Annotated in this window: 20 protein-coding genes; 5 read left to right on the forward strand and 15 right to left on the reverse strand. The window is 68.2% G+C overall.

The window, feature by feature from the left end; genetic code table 11:
* Positions 1–10 precede the first annotated feature (10 nt).
* Positions 11–1,312: a citrate synthase gene (locus ACN469_RS29870; protein ID WP_498773301.1), complete on the forward strand. Its 1,302-nt coding sequence runs from the start codon at positions 11–13 to the stop codon at positions 1,310–1,312.
* A 134-nt stretch (positions 1,313–1,446) separates the two neighbouring features.
* Here ACN469_RS29870 and ACN469_RS29875 read toward each other — a convergent pair whose 3' ends face one another.
* Positions 1,447–3,249 (reverse strand): AMP-dependent synthetase/ligase, encoded by a 1,803-nt coding sequence (locus ACN469_RS29875; RefSeq protein ID WP_498773303.1) that lies wholly within the window; start codon positions 3,247–3,249, stop codon positions 1,447–1,449.
* A 99-nt stretch (positions 3,250–3,348) separates the two neighbouring features.
* Between ACN469_RS29875 and ACN469_RS29880 the strand changes: the two genes are divergently transcribed.
* From ACN469_RS29880 to pyk, 3 genes are all read left to right on the forward strand, one after another.
* A complete protein-coding gene (locus ACN469_RS29880) occupies positions 3,349–3,726 on the forward strand; it encodes a hypothetical protein (protein ID WP_498773305.1) in 378 nt (125 codons plus the stop codon).
* Positions 3,727–3,828: 102 nt separating this feature from the next.
* On the forward strand, positions 3,829–4,611 hold the full coding sequence (locus ACN469_RS29885; protein WP_498773307.1) for a bifunctional nuclease family protein: 783 nt from the start codon (positions 3,829–3,831) through the stop codon (positions 4,609–4,611).
* A 208-nt stretch (positions 4,612–4,819) separates the two neighbouring features.
* Positions 4,820–6,220: a pyruvate kinase gene (gene pyk, locus ACN469_RS29890; protein ID WP_498773309.1), complete on the forward strand. Its 1,401-nt coding sequence runs from the start codon at positions 4,820–4,822 to the stop codon at positions 6,218–6,220.
* Positions 6,221–6,239: 19 nt separating this feature from the next.
* Here the strand turns inward: pyk and ACN469_RS29895 are convergent, their stop codons facing one another.
* The 10 genes from ACN469_RS29895 to ACN469_RS29940 form a co-directional block, all read right to left on the reverse strand.
* On the reverse strand, positions 6,240–6,905 hold the full coding sequence (locus tag ACN469_RS29895) for a DUF7986 domain-containing protein (RefSeq protein WP_498773311.1): 666 nt from the start codon (positions 6,903–6,905) through the stop codon (positions 6,240–6,242).
* A 15-nt stretch (positions 6,906–6,920) separates the two neighbouring features.
* Complete coding sequence (carA, locus tag ACN469_RS29900) at positions 6,921–8,045, reverse strand: glutamine-hydrolyzing carbamoyl-phosphate synthase small subunit (RefSeq protein ID WP_498773313.1); 1,125 nt, start codon at positions 8,043–8,045, stop codon at positions 6,921–6,923.
* Positions 8,045–9,349: a dihydroorotase gene (locus tag ACN469_RS29905; protein ID WP_498773315.1), complete on the reverse strand. Its 1,305-nt coding sequence runs from the start codon at positions 9,347–9,349 to the stop codon at positions 8,045–8,047. The genes carA and ACN469_RS29905 overlap by 1 nt, the downstream gene beginning before the upstream one ends.
* Entirely contained in the window at positions 9,346–10,239 is an 894-nt protein-coding gene (locus ACN469_RS29910) for an aspartate carbamoyltransferase catalytic subunit (RefSeq protein WP_498773317.1), read from the reverse strand. The genes ACN469_RS29905 and ACN469_RS29910 overlap by 4 nt, the downstream gene beginning before the upstream one ends.
* A gap of 85 nt (positions 10,240–10,324) precedes the next feature.
* Positions 10,325–11,569: a signal peptidase I gene (lepB, locus tag ACN469_RS29915; protein WP_498773319.1), complete on the reverse strand. Its 1,245-nt coding sequence runs from the start codon at positions 11,567–11,569 to the stop codon at positions 10,325–10,327.
* Between the two features lie 51 nt (positions 11,570–11,620).
* A complete protein-coding gene (gene lepB, locus ACN469_RS29920; RefSeq protein ID WP_498773321.1) occupies positions 11,621–12,877 on the reverse strand; it encodes a signal peptidase I in 1,257 nt (418 codons plus the stop codon).
* Positions 12,878–12,879: 2 nt separating this feature from the next.
* Positions 12,880–14,691: a translation elongation factor 4 gene (lepA, locus tag ACN469_RS29925; RefSeq protein ID WP_163866965.1), complete on the reverse strand. Its 1,812-nt coding sequence runs from the start codon at positions 14,689–14,691 to the stop codon at positions 12,880–12,882.
* A gap of 228 nt (positions 14,692–14,919) precedes the next feature.
* Entirely contained in the window at positions 14,920–15,861 is a 942-nt protein-coding gene (locus ACN469_RS29930; RefSeq protein ID WP_498773324.1) for an NAD-dependent epimerase/dehydratase family protein, read from the reverse strand.
* A gap of 70 nt (positions 15,862–15,931) precedes the next feature.
* Positions 15,932–16,888: a UDP-glucuronic acid decarboxylase family protein gene (locus ACN469_RS29935; protein WP_498773357.1), complete on the reverse strand. Its 957-nt coding sequence runs from the start codon at positions 16,886–16,888 to the stop codon at positions 15,932–15,934.
* 28 nt (positions 16,889–16,916) lie between these two features.
* Positions 16,917–17,096: a ribbon-helix-helix domain-containing protein gene (locus ACN469_RS29940; RefSeq protein WP_044281109.1), complete on the reverse strand. Its 180-nt coding sequence runs from the start codon at positions 17,094–17,096 to the stop codon at positions 16,917–16,919.
* A 94-nt stretch (positions 17,097–17,190) separates the two neighbouring features.
* Between ACN469_RS29940 and ACN469_RS29945 the strand changes: the two genes are divergently transcribed.
* Positions 17,191–17,820, forward strand: a complete 630-nt coding sequence (locus ACN469_RS29945) for a hypothetical protein (protein ID WP_498773326.1) — start codon at positions 17,191–17,193, stop codon at positions 17,818–17,820.
* 30 nt (positions 17,821–17,850) lie between these two features.
* Here the strand turns inward: ACN469_RS29945 and ACN469_RS29950 are convergent, their stop codons facing one another.
* The 4 genes from ACN469_RS29950 to ACN469_RS29965 all read right to left on the reverse strand — a co-directional run bounded on the left by ACN469_RS29950 (position 17,851) and on the right by ACN469_RS29965 (position 20,489).
* Entirely contained in the window at positions 17,851–18,213 is a 363-nt protein-coding gene (locus ACN469_RS29950; RefSeq protein WP_253996665.1) for a cupin domain-containing protein, read from the reverse strand.
* A 27-nt stretch (positions 18,214–18,240) separates the two neighbouring features.
* Entirely contained in the window at positions 18,241–19,137 is an 897-nt protein-coding gene (locus tag ACN469_RS29955) for an SPOR domain-containing protein (protein WP_498773329.1), read from the reverse strand.
* Positions 19,138–19,274: 137 nt separating this feature from the next.
* Positions 19,275–19,640, reverse strand: a complete 366-nt coding sequence (locus ACN469_RS29960) for an integration host factor subunit beta (RefSeq protein WP_498773331.1) — start codon at positions 19,638–19,640, stop codon at positions 19,275–19,277.
* 75 nt (positions 19,641–19,715) lie between these two features.
* The gene (locus tag ACN469_RS29965; RefSeq protein ID WP_498773333.1) at positions 19,716–20,489 is read right to left on the reverse strand and encodes a hypothetical protein; all 774 of its coding nucleotides are present in this window, start codon (positions 20,487–20,489) and stop codon (positions 19,716–19,718) included.
* Between the last annotated feature and the right edge of the window lie 13 nt (positions 20,490–20,502).

A 20,502-nucleotide genomic window follows, 5' to 3' on the forward strand; every position in this document is an offset into this window, starting at 1 on the left:
ATCTCCGCCCATGCCCAAGGACACGCTGACGATCACCGACAATCGGACCGGCAAGACGTACGAGGTCCCGGTCGAGAACGGCTGTATTCGCACCAACGCCCTCCGACAGATCAAGGTCGCGGACGACGACTTTGGCCTCATGGGCTACGATCCGGCGTTCCTCAACACCGCGAACTGTAAGAGCGCCATCACCTTCATCGATGGCGACAAAGGCATCCTGGAGTACCGCGGCTACCCCATCGAGCAGCTGGCCGAGAAGTCCAGCTACCTGGAGGTCGCCTACCTCCTGCTGAACGGTGAGCTGCCGACCCCGAAGGAACTGGACAACTTCGTCCACCTCGTCACGCACCACACGTACGTGCACGAGAACGTGAAGTCCTTCATGGACGGGTTCCGCTACGACGCGCATCCCATGTCCGTGCTGGGCTCCACCGTGGCCGCACTGTCCAGCTTCTACCCGGAGGCGAAGTACACCAAGGACGAGCAGAGCCGCCGCATCCAGATCACCCGGCTCATCGCCAAGATGCCCACCATCGCCGCGTTCTCCTACCGGCACCTGATGGGGCTGCCCTACATCTACCCGGACAATGACCTGTCCTACGTCGCCAACTTCCTGGCGATGGTGAAGCGCGTCGGCACCGCGACCTACAAGGTCCACCCCGTGCTGGAGCGCGCGCTGGACGTGCTCTTCATCCTCCACGCCGACCACGAGCAGAACTGCTCCACCACCTCCGTGCGCACGGTGGGCTCGTCGGAAGTGGACCCGTACTCGGCCGTCACGGCGGGCATCGGCGCCCTCTACGGCCCGCTGCACGGCGGCGCCAACGAGGCGGTGCTGCGCATGCTCCGCGAGATTGGCCACATCTCCAAGGTCCCGGACTTCATCAAGTCGGTGAAGAGCGGCGAGGGCGAGAAGAAGCTGATGGGCTTCGGCCACCGCGTCTACAAGTCCTACGACCCGCGCGCCAAGGTCATCAAGCGCGTGGCCGACGAGGTCTTCGACGTGACGGGCAAGAACCCGCTGCTGGAGCTGGCCGTGGAGCTGGAGCGCATCGCGCTGCAGGACGACTACTTCGTCAAGCGCAAGCTCTACCCCAACGTCGACTTCTACTCCGGCCTCATCTACGAGGCGATGGGCTTCCAGGCGGAGATGTTCCCCGTCCTCTTCGCCATCCCCCGCACGGTGGGCTGGTGCGCGCAGTGGGAGGAGATGGTCCTGGACTCCGAGCAGAAGATCGCCCGTCCCCGGCAGATCTACACGGGCCAGAAGCGCCGCGACTACGTCTCCATGGACAAGCGCACCGCGAAGTAATCGGCGCGTCGTCACGCCTCACGGCCTGACATGAGAAGGGGCGAGGGACCGCGAGGTTCCCCGCCCCTTTCTCTTTGCGGGCTCCGGAAGCCCCAGGCTCCAGAAGCCCCGAGGGCCGCCCGCACCGCCCTGCTTCAGCCCGTCTGGGCCGCGCCGTTGGCCTCGGCGTACATCGCCTCGATGAGCGCGGCGTGCTTCTGCTCCACGGCCTTGCGGCGGACCTTCAGGGTGGGCGTCAGGTCGCCCGCGTCCACGGTGAGGTCCTGCTCCAGGACGACGAAGCGCTTGATCGTCTCGAAGCGGGAGAGCTTCGGGTTGATGTCCCGGTCCAACCCCTCCTGGAGGAGCTGGCGCAGGCGGGCGTCCTGGGAGAGCGTCTTGAGGTCCTCCGGCCAGCCCTTCTGCTGGGCCAGGGCGCGGCACTTCTCCACGTCCAGCGCCAGCAGGGCCACCAGGTAGTTGCGCCGCTCGCCCACCACCACCGCGTGGCCCACGCCGGGCAGGGATTTGATCAGCTCCTCGATGTTGCCGGGCGCCGTCTTCTTCCCGCCGGAGGTGACGATGATCTCCTTCTTGCGGCCGGTGATGTGGAGGTAGCCCTCGCCGTCGAGCTGGCCCACGTCCCCGGAGTGCAGCCACCCGCCCTCCAGCAGCTCCTCGGTGGCCCGCGGGTTCTTGTAGTAGCCCATGCAGACGTTGCCGCCCTTGACGAGGATCTCCCCGTCCTCGGCGATGCGCACCTCCACGCCGATCAGCGGACGCCCCACCGTGCCCAGGTGGGCGGCTTCGCGCGTGTTCACCGTGCCGGGGCCCGCCACCTCCGTCATGCCCCACACCTCGTGGATGAACATGTCGATGGAGGCGAAGAACTCCAGCACGTCCCGGCCGATGGGCGCCGCCGCCGTGGCGAAGAAGTCCACCCGCTCCATGCCGATGCGGGCCTTGAGCGGCTCGAACACCAGCCGCCGAGCCAGCTTGTACTGGGCGTCCAGCAGCACGGGGATGCGCTCGTGGCGCTGGGCGCGGGCATGCAGCTCCGAGGCGACGCCCCGGGCCCAGGAGACGATGCGGCGCTTCATGGGCGGCTGGGAGCGCAGCCCCTCCTCCGCCTTGGCCTTGAACTTCTCCCACACGCGGGGGACGCCGAAGAAGAACGTGGGCCGCACGTCCTTCAGGTTCGACGGCATCGCCTCCACCGAGTCCGCGAAGTACACCTGGATGCCCAGCATCAGCGGGCAGTGCAGGGAGATGACCTGCTCCGCGATGTGGGACAACGGCAGGTAGGAGATGATGACGGAGTCCTGCTTGTGCTTGAAGTCCACCGCCAGGATGAGCTGCCGGGACGTCCAGGCGATGTTGTGGTGGCTGAGCATGACCCCCTTGGGGTGGCCCGTCGTCCCGGAGGTGTAGATGAGGGTGCCCAGCGCTTCCGGCTTCAGGGCGTTGACGCTGTCCCAGTAGGGCTTGTCGTCCACCCCCGTGCCCTTCTCCAGGACGTCCGCGTAGCGCAGGACGCCCTCTGGCAGCGGCGTGGACGGCGCGTCCAGGATGATGATGTGGCGCAGCTTGGGCAGCCGCTCGCGCAGGGCCAGGCCGGTGCGCAGGTGCTTCTCGTTCTCCACCACGAGGATGGTGGCCTCACAGTGGCCCAGGATGTACTCGAGCTGGTCCACCGCGCTGGTGGTGTAGAGACCTACCGGAACGCCCCCCAGCGCCATGGCGGCCAGGTCCGCGACGTGCCACTCCTCGCGGTTGAAGCTGATGATGCCCAGCGGCTGGCCCTCCCCGTACCCGAGCGTCCTCAGGCCCAGGGCGAAGCGTTTGACCCGCTGGGCGTAGTCGAACCAGGAGGTAGGGACATAAGCGTGTCCCCGGCGCGTCCAGAGGGCCGGCCGATGTTCCTGCTGCGAGGCGCGGTCATGGAGGGCATGCACCATCGTCTTCGGGAGGTCCATCCGACGAAGGTTAGCGGATGTAGGGGCGTTCCGACCACGCCACCGGTTCGCGGACGTTGACAGCTGGTTGGATGGCTTTGTATGCCGCGCCCGACCATGAGCATCGACTTCACGTGCCAGAAGTGCGAGGCAAGCTTCGAGCTTGACGTTCAAGACCTCATCGAGGGGACGGAGAAGATCGTCTGTCCCCACTGCGACGCGAAAGCGCCCGCGAATCTCTCGGAGGACTTCGTCGCCGCGCTCTCGGAGATGCGCGCGCAGATCGCCGTGCTCGACAAGAAGTTCGCCGTCTCCATGACGCTGGAGTCGGAGGACGTCACCGACACCATCGACGACGAGGACGAAGACGAGGATGAGGAGTCCGAGGAGGACGACGAGGAGGACGACGACGAGGATGAAGACGAGGACGTCGAGGACGACGAGGACTACGACGACGGCGACGAAGACGAGCGTCCCTGACGTCCGCCCCCTTGCCCTCCGGGCGACCGTTTCCCGTCGCCCAGGGCAACCGGGCTGAACCGCTACCCTCCCGACAGGGTAGCGGGTGCGTAGTTTCAGGGTGTGAGAACACCCAACCGCGCCACTTTCTTCTTCGCCCCCCTGTCGGCGCTGTTGCTGGCGCTAGGGGGGGTCCTGCTGCTCCCCGCCTTCAGCGCTCCGGGGGCCGTCGCGGCCACCCTCCCGGACGCCTCCGGGCAACCGTGCATCACCGAGCACGGAGGCGACCCCAAGGCCTGCAACGAGCTGGTGGAGCTCGAGGTGCAGGATGTCGTCCCGCTGGTGGAGGCCCAGACGCACGCCGTCGTGCTCACCACCAAGGACAAGCAGGTGGTCCTCCCCGTCTTCGTGGATGAGGCCTCCGCCGTCTCCATCGCCTTCCGGCTGGCGGAGCGCGAGCCGCCCCAGCCGCTCGCCCAGGACCTGCTGGACGACGTCGTCGACCAGCTCGGCGCCAAGGTGACCGAGGTCCGCATCGACGACCTGCGCGACAACGTCTACTCGGGGCGCGTCTTCCTGGAGCAGGGCGCGAAGAAGATGACGCTGGAGGCCCGCCCGTCGGACTCCATCGCCATGGCCCTCACCAGCCATGCCCGCATCCGCGTCACCCGAAAGGTCCTCACCCTGGCCGGCATCAGCCGCGAGGAGATCGAGTCGCTCCAGCAGGGCGGTCCCGGCGTCGGCGGCAGCGGCCCGGGCGGATTGATGGAAGAGCCGGAGGTGATGCCTCCGCCTGGGCTGCCTGCGCCCGGCCAGCCGCCCATCGAAATGGACACGGAGGCCCTTCCGCCCGGCCACCCGCCGCTCGGCGCGCCCCAGGGCACCGGAAAGAAAATCGACCTCTAGTCCGGGACGAGCAGGCTTGGCGACAGGTGCGAGAAAGCCCGGCCCCCCCTCCCAGGGAAGCCGGGCTTTCTCTCTCGAACAGCGAGCACCTGAAAAACACTGGCATGGGGCCCACCCGGGGGTCGGCACCGCGCCTGGGGCAAAGAGTTAGTCTCCCAGGCGCGAGGCTGTCAAGCCGCGCACCCTGGCGCCTAGGATGCGCGCGCATATGCGCAAGGCGAAGATCATCTGCACCCTGGGGCCCGCATCGAGCACGCAGGAGGCCATCGAAGGCCTCATCCGCGCGGGGATGAACGTGGCGCGGTTGAACTTCTCGCACGGTACGCACGACGAGCACCGTCAGCGAGTGGCCCTCATCCGCAAGGCGTCCAAGCGACTGAAGCTGCCCGTGGCCATCCTCCAGGATGTCCAGGGCCCCAAGATTCGCCTCGGAAAGTTCGAGGGTGGACAGCTCCTGGTGACGCAGGGCCAGCGCGTGACGGTGACGACGCGCGCCGTCATGGGCCAGGGCTCCATCATCCCCACCCCCATCAAGTCGCTGACGAAGGACGTGTCGCCCGGAGAGGCCATCCTCCTGGACGACGGCCGGGTGCGGCTGCGCGTGCGCAAGGTCACGGGCCAGGACGTCCTCTGCGAGGTGGAGATCGGGGGCCTGCTCAAGGACCACAAGGGGCTGAACCTGCCGGGCTCGCCCATGTCCGTGCCCACGATCACCCCCAAGGACGAAGTGGACCTGGCGTTCGGCCAGGACGTGGGCGTGGACTACGTGGCGCTCTCCTTCGTGCGCACGGCGGACGACATCCACCGCGCCCGCAAGCACGTGGCGAAGAACAAGACGCCGCTCATCGCCAAGATTGAGAAGCCCCAGGCCGTGGACCAGCTCGACGCGATTGCGCGGGCGTCCGACGGCATCATGGTGGCCCGGGGCGATTTGGGCGTGGAGATGCCGCTGGAGCAGCTCCCCGCCATCCAGAAGCGGATGGTGCGGGTGGTGAACCAGATGGGCGGCCTGGTCATCGTCGCCACGGAGATGCTGGAGAGCATGGTCAACAACCCGCGCCCCACCCGCGCAGAGGTGTCCGACGTGGCCAATGCGATTCTGGACGGCGCGGACGCGGTGATGCTGTCGGGCGAGACGGCCGCGGGGCGCTACCCCATCGAGGCGGCGTCCACCATGGCCCGCATCGTCGAGGAGACAGAGCGCGGCGTGGTGCGACACCAGCACCACTCCCCCTTCGAGCGCTCGGAGGATCTGGGCACGGGCGTCGCGGCGGCGGCGGTGGCGGCGGCCACCCAGCTCAACATCCAGACGATCGTCGCGTACACGGAGAGCGGCCACACCGCGCGCCTCATCTCCGAGTTCCGCCCCCACGCGCGCATCATCGCCCTCACGCCGAACGAGGCCGCGGTGAACCGCATGGCGCTGTACTGGGGCGTGACGGGGCTCCAGGTGCCTCGCGTGAGGTCCACGGACTCCATGCTGCGGCAGGTGCGCAAGCTGTGCCTGCGCGAGGGCATCTGCCAGGTGGGAACGCCCGTCGTCGTCGTGGCCGGCGTGCCACTCAACGTGCCGGGCAACACCAATCTGATGAGCATCCACCGCGTGTGAGCGCGGTGGACGGCGTCACTCAGAGCACCTTCTGCTCGAAGTCGTAGATCTTCTCGACGGCGAGCTGACGGTAGCGCTCCATGTTGAGGGCGCGGCGGGCGCACTCCCACACCAGCTCGTTGGAGGTGCGCTCCGGCTCCTTCTTCTTGCGGCGCTTCACCTCGGCCTTGATGGACTTCACCGCGGCGCGCGGGTGGTAGCAGAAGGCGGAGGAGAACAGGAGATGTCCACCGAAGGGGATGAGGCGGGCCTCCAGGATGTCGCCCGTCTCCAGCCCGGCGATGTGGCGCCGCTCCGTCACGTCGAAGTCCTTGCCCGAGTACAAGTCGCGCAGGCGCACCAGCCCCTTGCCCAGCTTGCGGACCTCGAAGAGGCCGTGGACCGTCTCCGTGAAGCTGCGGAAGGCGTTGGCCTCCTCGGGCGGGGTGTTCGCCAGGCGCTGCTCGTAGAACTCCACGGCCGGCGTCTTGCCCGTGCTCGGCGAGACGCGGTCATAGAGGAAGTAGTCGAGGAACGACGCCATGCGCAGCTCGAAGAGCTTGTCGTCCTCGAAGACCTCGCCCGTCAGGCGGAAGTACTCCGCCTTGGCTTCGAGCAGGTCCGCCTTCCGCGACTCCACGCTGCCGAAGGCGATGAGCTGGTCCAGGTACGGCTGGTAGGAGAGCGGTGACAGCGGGGAGTCCATAGAGGGTCGGTCATCCTACCCCGCCATCAGCTTCGCGAAGCGGCCGAAGAGATAGCGTGCGTCATGCGGGCCGGGAGAGGCCTCGGGGTGGTACTGCACGCTGAAGGCCCGAGCGTCGGGGACGGCCAGGCCCTCCACCGTGCCGTCGTTGAGGTTGATGTGCGTGACGACGGCCTTGCCCTTGAGGCTGGCGTCGTCCACGGCGAAGCCGTGGTTCTGCGCGGTGATCTCCACCTTGCCCGTCGTCAGGTCCTTCACGGGCTGGTTGCCTCCGCGGTGGCCGAACTTCATCTTGTACGTCCGGCCGCCCAGCGCCAGGGCCATGATTTGATGCCCCAGGCAGATGCCGAACACCGGCACCTTGCCCAGGAGCGCCGCCACGGTGCGGTCCGCGCCCTTCACCGCCGCCGGGTCTCCGGGGCCGTTGGCCAGGAAGACGCCGTGGGGCTTGCGGGCGAGGACCTCGTCCGCCGTGGTGTTGGCTGGGACGACCGTCACGCGGCAGCCCACGTCGACCAGGAAGTGGAGCATCGACTTCTTGAGGCCGTAGTCGTAGGCGACCACGTCGAAGCGCGGCTCACCCTGGGGGTGGGCCTCGCCAATGCCGGTGAAGACGTCCGGCGAGGGCGCGGTGAAGGTGTACGGCGTCTTCACCGACACGCCGCTGGCCAGGTCCAGGCCCTCCATGCCGTGGGCGGTGCGAGCGCGCTCCGACAGCGCGGCCGGAGACAGGCCCTCGCTGGAGATGACGCCCATCTGCGCGCCGTGGGTGCGCAGGTGGCGCACCAGGCGGCGGGTGTCCAGGCCTTCGATGCCGGCGACGTTGTGACGCTTGAGGTACCCATCCAGCGACTCACGCGAGCGCCAGTTGGACGGCTGGCTCGCGAGGGCGCGCACCACCATGCCCACCGCGTGCGGCTTGCCGGCCTCTTCGTCCTCCGGCGTCACGCCGACGTTGCCCATCTCCGGGTACGTCATGGTGAGGATCTGCCCGACGTACGAGGGGTCCGTGAGGATCTCCTGGTAGCCGTACATGGACGTGTTGAAGACCACCTCACCCACCGTCTCGCCGACCGAGCCAAAGGCACGGCCCTCGAAGGTGGTGCCATCCGCCAGGGCGAGCACTGCCCGCTTCGTCATTACCGTGACTCCTTCACCTGGCCGTCGGAGAACACCTTCCGGCCAGAAACCCAGGTCTGCACCACGCGGCCCTTCTGCTTCCGGCCATGGAAAGGCGTATTCCGGCTGCGGGAATAGAACCGGTGGGCATCCACCGTCCACTCCTCCAAGGGGTCCACCACGGTGATGTCCGCCGGAGCCCCGGGCGCCAGGTGACCGCCCGGCAGGCCGAACGCCTTCGCCGGCCCGTGCGTCAGCAGCTCCACCGCCCGCTTCGCGCCCAAGAGCCCCGAGTGCACCAGCTCCAGCGTCAGCCCCAGGGCCGTCTCCAGCCCGATGATGCCGTTGATGCCCTTGTCGAACTCCACCTGCTTGTCCAGCACGCCGTGGGGCGCGTGGTCCGTGGCGATGGCGTCCACCGTGCCATCCACCAGCGCCTCGCGCAGCGCCTCCACGTCCCGGTCCGCGCGCAGGGGCGGCGCCATCTTCGCGTGGGTGTCGTAGTCCCCCACCGCCCGGTCATCCAGGATGACGTGGTGGGGCGTGGCCTCGGCCGTGACGAGCAGGCCCCGGCGCTTCGCCTCGCGGATGAGGCGCACGCTGCCCTCACACGACACGTGGGCGATGTGCAGCCGGCCCTTCGTCTCCTCGAGCAGCACCAGGTCTCGCGCCACCATGGCCACCTCCGCCGAGGCGGGGATGCCGCGCAGGCCCAGGCGCGTGGAGGTGGTGCCCTCGTGCATGGCGCCCCCGGCGGACAGCGTCAGGTCCTCCTCGTGGACCATGACGGGCACGCCGAAGAGCGTGGCGTACTGGAGCGCGCGCCGCATCAGCGCCGCGTTCATCACCGGGCGGCCGTCGTCGGTGATGGCGACGCAGCCGGAGGACACCAGCTCGCCCGTCTCCGCCAGCTCCTCGCCCTTGAGGCCCTTCGTAATCGCGCCCGCGGGGTACACGTGGCACAGGCCGGCGGCGCGAGCGCGCGACAGCACCAGCTCCGTGACGAGCCCGCTGTCGTTGACGACCTTGGTGTTGGGCATGGCGACGACGGCGGTGAAGCCTCCCGCCACGGCGGCGCGGCAGCCCGTGAGGACGGTCTCCTTCCCCTCCTCGCCCGGCTCGCGCAGGTGGACGTGCAGGTCGATGAAGCCCGGCAGGACCCAGCGCCCTTCGGCCTCGACCACCTCCGCGCCTTGGGGCACGGGGAGCGGCGCGTCGGAGACCTCCGCCACCTTGCCGTCGCGCACCAGGACGTCGCGGACCCCATCGACTCCGTTGCGCGGGTCGATGACGCGCCCTCTCCGGAAAAGCACCGTGGAGCTCATGACGCGCACACCTCGAGGATGGCCCGCCGCACGGCGACGCCGTTGGAAACCTGCTCCAGGATGACGCTGCGCGGCCCGTCCGCCACCGAGGGCGCAAGCTCCAGGCCTCGGTTGATGGGGCCCGGGTGCATCACCAGCGCGCCCGCCTTCATCCGCTCCTCGCGAGCGGGGGTGAGGCCGAACAGCCGCGAGTACTCCTTCGTCGAGGGCAGGAACGCCTCGCCCATGCGCTCTATCTGCAGGCGCAGACACATCACCGCGTCCGCGTGCGGCAGCGCCGCGTCCAGGTTGTGCGTCACCTCGGCGCCCAGCGACTCCAGGCCCGGGGGCACCAGCGTGGGAGGACCACAGAAGACCACCCGCGCGCCCAGCGACTTCAGGCACCAGAGGTTGGAGCGGGCCACGCGGCTGTGGAGGATGTCACCGACGATGAGCACCGTGCGGCCGTCCAGGCTGCCCCAGTGCTGGCGGAGGGTGAAGGCGTCCAGGAGGGCCTGGGAGGGGTGCTCGTGGGTGCCGTCCCCGGCATTGATGACGGCGCAGCGGACGTGTTTGGCCACCAGGTGGGGCGCACCGGACGAGCGGTGGCGCATGACGATGGCCACCGGCCCCGTCGCCTCGATGTTGCGAGCGGTGTCCAGCAGCGTCTCGCCCTTCGACGTCGACGAGCCGGAGGGGCTCCAGTTGAGGACGCCGGCGCCCAGGCCTCGGGCGGCCATGTGGAACGAGGTGCGAGTGCGGGTGGAGTCCTCGAAGAAGAGGTTGGCGACCACCTTGCCGCGCAGGGTGTGGGTGACGTCTGGACCACCAGGCAGGTGCGCGCGCGCCCTGTCGAGCACCGCTTCGAGCTCGTCCCGGCGCCAGCCTTCGATTCCAAGGAGGTGTCTCATGGCCGGGGCCGCCGCGTACCCCGGGCCGTGCGGCGCGTCAAGCACCGTCCGAGGCGTGACGGGCCGCCTGCCCGCCGTGTGTGGGTCAGCGCACGGGCTCGAAGAACCGGTCCAACCGCAGGCCGGTGCCACCGAACAGGCCGTGCAGCAGGCCGCGGTAGCCCAGCGACGCCCAGATGACCATCGACTTGCCCTTGATGTGGCCGTAGGGCACGAACTCCGTCTTGTTGTAGCCGGTGATGCCCAGGCCGTGACGGCTGTCCGCGCTGTTGTCGCGGTTGTCACCCAGGACGAAGACGTGCCCCTCGGGCACCACGTAGGGGCCCTCGTGCCGAGGCATCCGCGTGGGCGTCTGGAGCACGCTGTGTGTCACGCCGCCCAGGTCTTCCCGGTACAGCGACTCCTGCTGGTCGAACCACTCCCCGCCGTCGGTGAGGTTGTGGACGATGTACTCGGGGTTGATGCGCTCGCGCGGCTGCGGCTGGCCGTTGATGTGGACCACGCCGTCGAACATCTCCACCGTGTCACCGGGCACACCCACCACGCGCTTGGTGAAGTCAGAGGACTCGTCGACCGGGTTGTTGAAGACGATGACGTCGCCGCGCCCCGGAGGCCGGATGATGACGAACGGCACCACATTGGCGAACGGGATGCGCACGCCGTAGATGAACTTGTTGATGAAGACCTGATCGCCAATCTCCAGCGTGGGCAGCATGGAGCCGGAGGGAATCCGGTACGGCTCCACGAAACACGTCCGGAACACGGCGGCGACGAGCAGCAGCTTCGCGAAGCCGCCCACGAAGTCCAGGGGTGACTCCTTGCGGAACGGGCCCAGGTGCTTCTCCGTGAGGACGTCCAGCGCCCCCACCTCGGCCCGCAGCGCCTCCAGTTCCCCTCGCACCGACGCGGCCTCCACCTTCAGGGCCTGCTCGGCGAGGAGCGCGGGAACTCCTGGCGCCAGCTTCTCGCGCACCGGCGACCTGGAGAGGACCCGCTCGTTTTGCTCGAGCAACTCCGACGCGCCAAGCCGCGAGTCACGCCACTTCGACGACACGCCGCGCCAGACGAGCAGCGCGACCCAGCACGCCACCAGCAGCAGGCCCAGTCCCTTCATCACCGGCTGCGCCCAGCTCGCCGCGGACGGCACGAACTCGATGAGCACCGTGTAGGGGAACATCAGCAGGGCGGCGATGCACACCGGAGCCCACAGGCTGGTGAGTCGCTCCCGCCAGAGCAGCCGGCGCCAGGCACGCACCTGCGCGGGGGTGCGCCGAGCCGCCATCATCGAGGACAACGACTCAGTGGACGCAGGGGCAGGCAAGGAGTTCATGGAGGGCCGCCCCCTGTACGAACCACCCAGGAAGCGATTTCCAGGAACTTCCTAGCGAACGGGTTCGAAGAACCGGTCCAACCGCAGGCCGGTGCCGCCGAACAGGCCGTGCAGCAGGCCGTGGTAGCCCAGCGACAGCCACACCACCATCGCCTTGCCCTTGATGTGGCCGTAGGGCACGAACTCCGTCTTGTTGTAGCCGGTGATGCCCAGGCCGTGACGGCTGTCGGAGCTGTTGTCGCGGTTGTCGCCCATGACGAAGACGTGGCCCTCGGGCACCACGTAGGGGCCCTCGTGCCGAGGCATCCGCGTGGGCGTCTGGAGCACGCTGTGCGTCACGCCGCCCAGGTCCTCCCGGAACAGCGCTTCCTGCTGGTCGAACCACTGCCCGGTTTCGGTGATGTTGTTGACGATGTACTCGGGGTTGATGCTCTCGCGAGTCTGCGGCTGGCCGTTGATGTGGACCACGCCGTCGAACATCTCCACCGTGTCACCCGGCACGCCCACCACGCGCTTGATGTAGTCGGTGGCCTCGTTCACGGGATTGTTGAAGACCACGACGTCACCGCGCCCCGGAGGCCGGACGATGACGAACGGCACCACGTTCGCGAACGGGACGCGCACGCCGTAGATGAACTTGTTGATGAAGACCTGATCGCCAATCTGGAGCGTGGGCAACATGGAGCCGGAGGGAATCCGGTACGGCTCCACGATGAACGTCCGGAACACCAGGGCGACCAGCAGCATCTTCACGAAGCCGCCCACGAAGTCCATGGGCGACTCCTTGCGGAACGCGCCCAGGTGCTGGGCGGTGAGCGCGTCGAGCGCCTTCACCTCGAGGGGCAGCCGCTCCATGTCCCCTTCGGCCGAGGCCGACTCCACCTTCAGGGCCTGGTCGGCGATCTGCTCGGCCGCCAGCGGGGAGACCTTCTCGCGCACCTGCGGCTTCTGGAGGATGCGCTCGTTCTCGGCGATGAGCTCATGCGCCTCGTGCCGCAGCCGGCGGAGCTGCTTCTCGCGGGGCGACACGTTGCGCCACACCAGCAGCGCCACGAAGTACGCCACCATCAGCAGCCCCAGCCCCTTCATCGCGGGCTGGGCCCAGGCGGCCGCCGTGGGCACGAACTCGATGAGCACCGTGTACGGGAACAGCACCAGCGCGACGATGCACAGCGGGGCCCACAGGCTGGTGAGCATCTCCCGCCACAGCAACTTGCGGCGAGCGCTCACCTGCTCAGGGGTGCGCCGGGCCGCCATCGCGGTCGCCAGCTTCGCGGGAGGGTTGGCGGAAGGACTGGCAGCGTTCATGGCTACTGCTCCGACTTGAGGACCGCGAGGAAGGCCTCCTGCGGAATCTCCACCGTACCCACCTGCTTCATGCGCTTCTTGCCCTCCTTCTGCTTCTCGAGGAGCTTGCGCTTGCGGCTGATGTCACCACCGTAGCACTTGGCGAGCACGTTCTTGCGCATGGCGGAGATGGTCTCACGGGAGATGATCTTCGCGCCGATCGCCGCCTGGATGGCCACTTCGTACATCTGCTTCGGGATGACTTCCTTCAGCTTCGCGCAGACCTCGCGACCGCGCAGGTAGGCGCGCTCGCGGTGCACGATGACGCTCAGCGCGTCCACCGGCTCCCCGTTGATGAGGATGTCCAGGCGCGCCAGATCCGCCTCCTGGTAGCCGGTCAGCTCGTAGTCCAGGCTGGCGTAGCCGCGCGACACGCTCTTGAGCTTGTCGAAGAAGTCGAAGACCACCTCGGCCATCGGCATCTCGTACGTCACCTGCACGCGCTGCCCGCTGCTGCCCAGGTACTTCATGTCCTTCTGCACACCGCGGCGGTCCTGGCACAGCTTCAGGATGGCGCCCAGGTGGTCGTTGGGGACGTGGATGTGGCAGGTGAGGATGGGCTCCTCGAACTTCGCGATGTTCTGCACCGGCGGCAGCTTGGCGGGGTTGTCCACCAGCTGGACGTCGCCCTTGCCGCTCGTGATTTGATACACCACGCTGGGCGCGGTGGTGATGAGGTTCAGGTTGTACTCGCGCTCCAGGCGCTCCTGGACGATCTCCATGTGCAACAGGCCCAGGTAGCCGCAGCGGAAGCCGAAGCCGAGCGCCGTGGACGACTCGGGCTCGTACGTGAAGGCGGAGTCGTTGAGCTTCAGCTTCGCGAGCGCGTCACGCAGGTTCTCGTACTGGTCGGATTCGATCGGGAAGATGCCGGAGAACACCATCGGCTTCACTTCCTGGAAGCCCGGGAACGGCTCCAGCGTCGGACGGGCCTCCTCCGTGACGGTGTCGCCGACCTTCGCGTCCAGCAGTTCCTTGATGTTGGCGACCAGCACGCCCACTTCGCCGGCCATCAACTGCGTCACGGGGCGGGAGAACGGGGTGAAGACACCCAGCTCCTGGACCTCGAAGACCTTGTTGTTGCTGAACAGCTTGATCTTCTGCTTGAGCTTGAGCGTGCCTTCCAGCACACGCACCAGCGTCACCACACCCCGGTAGTTGTCGTACCAGGAGTCGAAGATGAGGGCCTTGAGCGGCGCATCCGGCGAGCCCGTCGGCGGCGGCACACGCGCGACCACCGCCTCGAGAATCTCGTGGATGCCGATGCCTTCCTTCGCGGAGGCGGGCACGGCCACGGAGGCGTCGATGCCGATGACGTCTTCGATCTCCGCGCGGGTGCGGTCGACGTCCGCGCTGGGCAGGTCGATCTTGTTGATGACCGGGATGATCTCCAGGTCGTGATCCAACGCCATGTAGACGTTGGACAGCGTCTGCGCTTCCACGCCCTGCGACGCGTCCACCACCAGGAGCGCGCCCTCGCACGCGGCCAGGCTGCGGCTGACCTCGTACGCGAAGTCGACGTGTCCCGGCGTGTCGATGAGGTTGAGGACGTACTGCTTGCCGTCCTTCGCGGTGTAGTTCATCCGCACGGACTGGGCCTTGATGGTGATGCCCCGTTCGCGCTCGATGTCCATGTTGTCGAGGAACTGGGCCTGCGCCTCGCGCTTGCTCAGCGTCCCCGTCTTGTCGAGGAGGCGATCAGCCAGCGTCGACTTTCCATGGTCGATATGGGCGATGATGCAGAAGTTGCGGATGTGCGCGTTTTCAGCCGGCATGTTCGGGGCGCTCGTCGGAAGAAGCGGGCGTGACTAACATCGAACCGCGCGAAAATCTACGCGCGAACGCCCACTCGACGAGCAACCCGTCAGGGGCGCCCGATTGTTCCCCAATCATCAGGCGCCCTTGAGCGGACGCCCGGCCACCTCGGGACGAAGGGGCACGAGGTCCCGCCCGGGAGGCAGTCTCCTCCCGGACTCCCCTGCCCCCAGGCTCGCCAGCCAGCCTCAGCCGTGGACTCGGCCCGGCTCGGTCTTCTCGCGGAAGTAGGCGACGGTGCGGCGAGCCCCCTCGCGCAGGTCGGCGGACGGCTCCCAGCCGAGCACCTTCTTCGCGAGTGAGTTGTCGATGCACGAACGAAGCTGCTCGCCGGGCTTGCCGGGCGCGTGGGCCACGGCGGCCGTCGAACCCGCGGCCTCGGCCAGCAGCGCATAGAGGCGGTTGATGTCCGTCTCCACGCCGGTGCCGATGTTGATGGCGCCCACGTAGTCCTTCTCGAAGGCCAGCCGGTTCGCCCGGGCCACGTCGGGACCGAAGACGAAGTCGCGGGTCTGCTTGCCCTCGCCGAAGATGGTGGCGCCCTGCCCGGAGAGCAGGCGCTGGCAGAAGATGGCCACCACGCCCGCTTCGCCGTGCGGGTTCTGTCGCGGGCCGTACACGTTGGCGTAGCGCAGGGCGACGTACTGCAGGCCGTACTGGGCCCGGTAGTAGCCCAGGTACAGCTCTCCGGCGGCCTTGGAGACGCCGTACGGGGACACCGGGCGCGTCGCGTGGGACTCGGTCGCGGGGAACACGTCCTGCTCGCCGTAGATGGCGCCGCCGGTGGAGCTGAAGATGACCTTCTTCACGCCGGAGACCCGCGAAGCCTCCAGCACGTTGAGCATGCCGCGGATGTTCACGTCCGCGTCGAAGCCCGGATCATCCACGCTGCGCCGCACGTCCATCTGCGCCGCCAGGTGACAAAGCACCTGGGGCTTCTCCGACTTGATGAGCTCCGCGGCCTCGCGGCTGCGGATGTCATGCACGGCCAGCCGGACCCGCGGGTCCAGGTTCTCCTTCTTGCCACCCGACAGGTCATCCAACGCGATGACCTCATGTCCGGCCTTCAGGAACTCGTCGCACACGTGCGAGCCGATGAAGCCCGCTCCACCCGTCACCAGGACTTTCACGCTTCCGTCTCCCCGCCACCCGGCCGTGGCCAAACTTGTCTTTGATTCCAGGATCTCTCGCGGCGGCAACCTATGCCGGGGACCGCCGCACGGCAACCTCGCGGAACCACGCGATGGTCTCCCGCAAACCCTCTTCCAGCGGCACCTTGGGCTCCCAGCCGAGCAACGTGCGGGCGCGGGTGATGTCTGGTTGACGCTGCTTGGGATCATCCTTGGGCAGGGGCTTCTCGATGATGCTCCCGCCACCGCCCGCCGCCGTGCGCACGGCTTCCGCGAACTGACGGATGGTCATCTCCCGGGGGTTGCCGATGTTGACCGGGTTGGGCTCGTCCGACAGCGCGAGCCGGATGAGGCCGTCCACCAGGTCCTTCACGTAACAGAACGAGCGCGTCTGGCTGCCATCGCCGAAGACGGTGAAGTCCTCGCCCTTGAGCGCCTGGCCGACGAAGGCTGGAACCACGCGCCCGTCGTTGAGCCGCATGCGCGGGCCGTAGGTGTTGAAGATGCGAACGATGCGGACCTGCACGCCCTTTCGGCCGTAGGCCGCCGTCACCGCCTCCGCGTAGCGCTTGGCCTCGTCGTACACCGAACGCGGGCCAATGGGATTGACGTTGCCCCAGTAGTCCTCGCGCTGCGGGTGCACCAGCGGATCGCCGTACACCTCGGAGGTGGACGCCATCAGGAAGACGGCCTTGTTCGCCTCCGCCAGCTTCAGCCCGTTCTCCGTGCCGATGGAGCCCACGCGCAGCGTCTCCAGCGGGAGGTTCGCGTAGTCGATGGGCGACGCGGGCGACGCCATGTTGAACATGTAGTCGAACGGCTCCTTCACGGGGATGCCGTCGACGATGTCCGCCTTCACGTACCCGAAGCCCGGCCGCCCTTGCAGCGTGCGGATGTTCTCCTCGTTGCCGGTGATGAGGTTGTCCACGGCCGTCACGGCCGCCGCGCCGTCATCCAGAAGGCGCTCGCACAGGTGCGAGCCCACGAAGCCCGCGCCGCCCAGTACCACCACTCGCTTGCCCTGCATGCTCTTCACGTCGCGCCTCGTCTCTCTCTCAAATCTCGTCGAAGGTCGCCTGCCCCGGCAGCTGCGCTTTGTACTTCTCCAGGACCAGGTCGATGCCCTGGCGGATGTACTCGGCCACGGGCACCTTCGTCTTCTGGTTCAGCGCCTTGAGGAGCTCGTTCTGCTCCGGGGTGATGTAGATGGTGGTGCTGATCTTCTTTCGGGCCATGGCGATATGTGAAAATATATGGAATGACGTGGCGCGCGAAAGCATCTCGTGCACACGACTCGGCGCAGAGGCCCCTGCGTCCCGGGAGCACCGAATGAGCCGTTGCAAGCGCTGGATTTTCCTCGGGTTGATGACATCCGGCCTGCTCACCGGCTGCGCCAGGGACAAGTCAGCGGAGCGCGGCGACAGCGCCCCGGGTAGGTCCTCACCCACCGCATCCGAGTCCATCCGGCCGGAGCGCTCGCGCGACGAACACGTCACGCAGTTGGACGTGAACGGCGACGGAAAGCCGGACGTGTGGACCTACACGGTGGCGGACGCGGGCGCGAGTGGCGAGGAGCGCTTCCGCAAGGTGCGCCAGGAGCTGGACCTGAACTGGGACGGCCGCGTGGACCTGACGCGCTACTTCGACGACGTCGGCGCGCTGATGCGCGAGGTGATGGACCTGGACTACGACGGCAAGGTGGACGCCACCTACTTCTACGAGAAGGGGGCCAACACGCGCCGCGAGCGGGACTTCGACGGCGATGGCCGCACCGACAGCGTCACCTTCTACGAGCGCGGCGTCCTGGTTCGCAAGGAGCGCGACACCAACGCGGACGGGCGCGTGGACTACTGGGAGTACTGGGAGGGCGGCCAGGTGGACCGCATCGGCGAGGACCTGGACGGTGATGGCACCGTCGACAAGTGGACCCGCAATCCCAACAACGCGGCCCGCGACTGAGGAGCGAGCCGCGCCTTCACGGCGCAGCGACTACGCCTTGCTGGTGCCGGTGCGGCCGTAGGAGTCCTCCAACCGCACGACGTCATCCAGCTCGGGCGTGCTGACCTCGAGGATGTCGCAGTCGGTGAGGGCCACCATGCGGTGCTTGGTGAGGGGCTTGATGTGGTAGCTCTCCCCCGGGTTCATCTCCTTCTCGATGAGCCCCTGTCCCTCGTCGACGATGAAGAGCAGCTTGCCGCTCTGGACGTGGATCGTCTCGTCCTTCTGGTTGTGGTACTGCAGGCTGAGCTTGTGGCCCTGCTTCACGTGCAGCAGCTTGCCCACGTAGCGCTCGGTGTGGGCCCAGATGAGCTCGTGGCCCCAGGGCTTCTCCACTCGCCTTGTCGTCGTCATGGTGCTTCCCGTCTTCCTCGCCCGCTCTCAGTTCGTGCCGGCCACGAACGCGTCGAGCTGGGTCTCACGCTTGAAGTCTGACAGATACCGCGTCGCAGCGTCCTTCGAGGCGAAGGTGCCCATGCGCACGCGGTACCAGGTGCCCTTACCGGCCACCTCCGCCGTGACGATATACGGGGCATAACCCCTATCACGCAACCGGGCCATGAACCTGTCCGCCTCCTGCTTGTCCTGGAAGGCCGACAGCTGGAGCGTGAAGGCCCCACCCTTGACCGCCGGGTCCGGCAGTTGCGCGGCGCGGGCCAGGGCTTCCTTCATCCCACTCCCCTCCTTCTGCGTCGTCCGGGTCGGCACGGCCGCCGTCTCCACCTTCCCGGACACCTGTGCGGGCTTGGCGGCGACGGGCGCGGGCTTCTCGGCGGGAGCGGCGGGCTTCTCCGCGACGGGCGCGGGGGTGGGCTTGGGCGTCTCCGCGACAGCCACGGCCTGGGGCTCCTCGGAGGGCTCCTCCGGGGGCAGCTCGCCGGTGTCCGGGTCCGGCGTCGGGGCCATCGCGGCCGTCTTGACGGGCTCGGGGGGCTTGGGCGCGGGCTTCTCGGCGGGAGCGGCGGCGGGCTTCGCCGGAGCGGGCTTCGGGGCGGCGGCGACGGGCTCCGCGCTGGCCTTGCGCGTCAGCTCGTCCTGGAAGGTGAGCGCGGAGTCCTTCTGCTGCACGGCCTGGAGCGCCTGGGCATTGGCATCCAGCGCGGAGAGCAGGTCGGGAGCGCTGGCCGTCTGCACGTCACCCGCGAGCTTCTTCCCCACGACGACGCCCAGGACGAAGACGGCGCCAAGCACGACGATGCCGGCGATCAACAGGCTTACGATCTGCCGGTTGTCGAGAGAGACGTCGAACTTCTCCTTCATCCGGTGGGCGTCTCGCATGACTCAGGGATCCTCGCGCGCGGACAGAGCGGGCCACACGAGTCCGTGTTGCGGCCTGTAGCGTCGGCGTCGAGGGGAAGGTACGCCCCACCCCCCACCCGGTCAAATTCACGGAAGGCGGCTCCAAGGCCGCGCCGTCACCGCGCCACGGACGTCACCGGCGGTGTCGCGGAGGCGATCGCCACCGCGGGCAGCACGGGCCCCACGGGCTCCTGCCGGGGTGCGGGGGCATTGAGCCGAGCGCGCAGCTCCTTGCCGGCGGCGAAGCTGAGCGTGCGGCGCTCCGGTACGGAGACGCTCTGCCCCGTCTTCGGGTTGCGCCCCGTCCGGGCACGCCGCGTGCGCAGGGAGAAGACACCAAAGCCTCGCAGCTCGATGCGCTTTCCAGCCACGAGTGCCTCCGACATGCAGTCGAAGACCGCATGCACGATGGCCTCCAACTCTCGTCGCGGGACGTGGGGTGCACGCGCCGCGATGCGCTCGATGAGCTCACTCCTCGTCATGGCACACCTCCGCCGAGGGGACGGTGGACTCTACAGAAGGCGCACCCGCGAGGACAATCCAGCCAGCCCCACGCCTCAGCGCAGGCGCAGGTCCACGGGGCCCTCGACCTCCACCTCGGAGCCGTCCTTGCCCTTCAGGATGACCTCCGCCCCATCCGGCACCAGCAGGCGGACGGTGCGCCCCAGGGGCACCTCGCGGCCCTCCAGGAGCACCGCGGTGGCCAGGTCATCCGTCTCCGCCACGGCGATGCCGTCATCCACCACCGCCACCAGCCCCCCCTCCCCCAGGTCGCCCGCGTGGATGAACGGGACCTTGGGGCGGAACGGCGGCGCGGGAAGCGGCGTGTGCGGCCCCTCGTGCTCGACGTCCGAGCCCATCTTCTGAAGGCCGTTGGGGGTGAAGAAGGCGACGAAGTACTGGCTGGACGAGTACGCGTCCTCGTGCGCGCTCTTGGGCGTCACCTGCACGTTGGTGTACCGGGCGGCGACGATGCGCAGCGCGCGGGGCGCCTCCTGCACCGCGCCCTCCACCCAGCGGTGGGACGGGAGGTTGGAGCCGTGGAGCCTCGCCTCGTCCGCGTCGCCGACCTCCAGCGTGTCACCCTTCTCCAGGAACCTCAGGCCGCCACCGAAGTACTCGAGCACGGCGGGGCCGGTGGCGGTGAGCAACATGTCACCGGTGAGCTGGGCGCCGACGGCGACGGTGCGCTGCTCCTTGCCCCGCGTGTGGATCACCGGGGCTCCGGCCGCGAGCAGCCCGGCGATGGGCTTGTCCGAGCGCTCCTTGCAGGCAGGGAGCAGGCTGGCCGTCGCGACCACGAGCAGACATCCCATGAGGCGCCGCGCCATGTCCTGCTTCCTT

Source organism: Corallococcus terminator (genome assembly GCF_049194865.1).
Taxonomy (GTDB): Bacteria; Myxococcota; Myxococcia; order Myxococcales; family Myxococcaceae; genus Myxococcus; species Myxococcus terminator_A.

Excerpts from the sequence above, each read along its gene's own strand:
- ACN469_RS29870 (WP_498773301.1), top strand. The coding sequence starts at position 11 with ATGCCCAAGGACACGCTGACGATCACCGACAATCGGACCGGCAAGACG.
- lepA (WP_163866965.1), bottom strand. The coding sequence starts at position 14,691 with ATGCCGGCTGAAAACGCGCACATCCGCAACTTCTGCATCATCGCCCAT.
- ACN469_RS29945 (WP_498773326.1), top strand. The coding sequence starts at position 17,191 with ATGAGCCGTTGCAAGCGCTGGATTTTCCTCGGGTTGATGACATCCGGC.
- lepB (WP_498773321.1), bottom strand. The coding sequence starts at position 12,877 with ATGAACGCTGCCAGTCCTTCCGCCAACCCTCCCGCGAAGCTGGCGACC.
- ACN469_RS29895 (WP_498773311.1), bottom strand. The coding sequence starts at position 6,905 with ATGGACTCCCCGCTGTCACCGCTCTCCTACCAGCCGTACCTGGACCAG.
- lepB (WP_498773319.1), bottom strand. The coding sequence starts at position 11,569 with ATGAACTCCTTGCCTGCCCCTGCGTCCACTGAGTCGTTGTCCTCGATG.
- ACN469_RS29880 (WP_498773305.1), top strand. The coding sequence starts at position 3,349 with ATGCCGCGCCCGACCATGAGCATCGACTTCACGTGCCAGAAGTGCGAG.
- ACN469_RS29955 (WP_498773329.1), bottom strand. The coding sequence starts at position 19,137 with ATGCGAGACGCCCACCGGATGAAGGAGAAGTTCGACGTCTCTCTCGAC.
- ACN469_RS29875 (WP_498773303.1), bottom strand. The coding sequence starts at position 3,249 with ATGGTGCATGCCCTCCATGACCGCGCCTCGCAGCAGGAACATCGGCCG.
- ACN469_RS29910 (WP_498773317.1), bottom strand. The coding sequence starts at position 10,239 with ATGAGACACCTCCTTGGAATCGAAGGCTGGCGCCGGGACGAGCTCGAA.
- ACN469_RS29935 (WP_498773357.1), bottom strand. The coding sequence starts at position 16,888 with ATGCAGGGCAAGCGAGTGGTGGTACTGGGCGGCGCGGGCTTCGTGGGC.
- ACN469_RS29950 (WP_253996665.1), bottom strand. The coding sequence starts at position 18,213 with ATGACGACGACAAGGCGAGTGGAGAAGCCCTGGGGCCACGAGCTCATC.
- pyk (WP_498773309.1), top strand. The coding sequence starts at position 4,820 with ATGCGCAAGGCGAAGATCATCTGCACCCTGGGGCCCGCATCGAGCACG.
- ACN469_RS29905 (WP_498773315.1), bottom strand. The coding sequence starts at position 9,349 with ATGAGCTCCACGGTGCTTTTCCGGAGAGGGCGCGTCATCGACCCGCGC.
- ACN469_RS29940 (WP_044281109.1), bottom strand. The coding sequence starts at position 17,096 with ATGGCCCGAAAGAAGATCAGCACCACCATCTACATCACCCCGGAGCAG.
- ACN469_RS29965 (WP_498773333.1), bottom strand. The coding sequence starts at position 20,489 with ATGGCGCGGCGCCTCATGGGATGTCTGCTCGTGGTCGCGACGGCCAGC.
- ACN469_RS29960 (WP_498773331.1), bottom strand. The coding sequence starts at position 19,640 with ATGACGAGGAGTGAGCTCATCGAGCGCATCGCGGCGCGTGCACCCCAC.
- carA (WP_498773313.1), bottom strand. The coding sequence starts at position 8,045 with ATGACGAAGCGGGCAGTGCTCGCCCTGGCGGATGGCACCACCTTCGAG.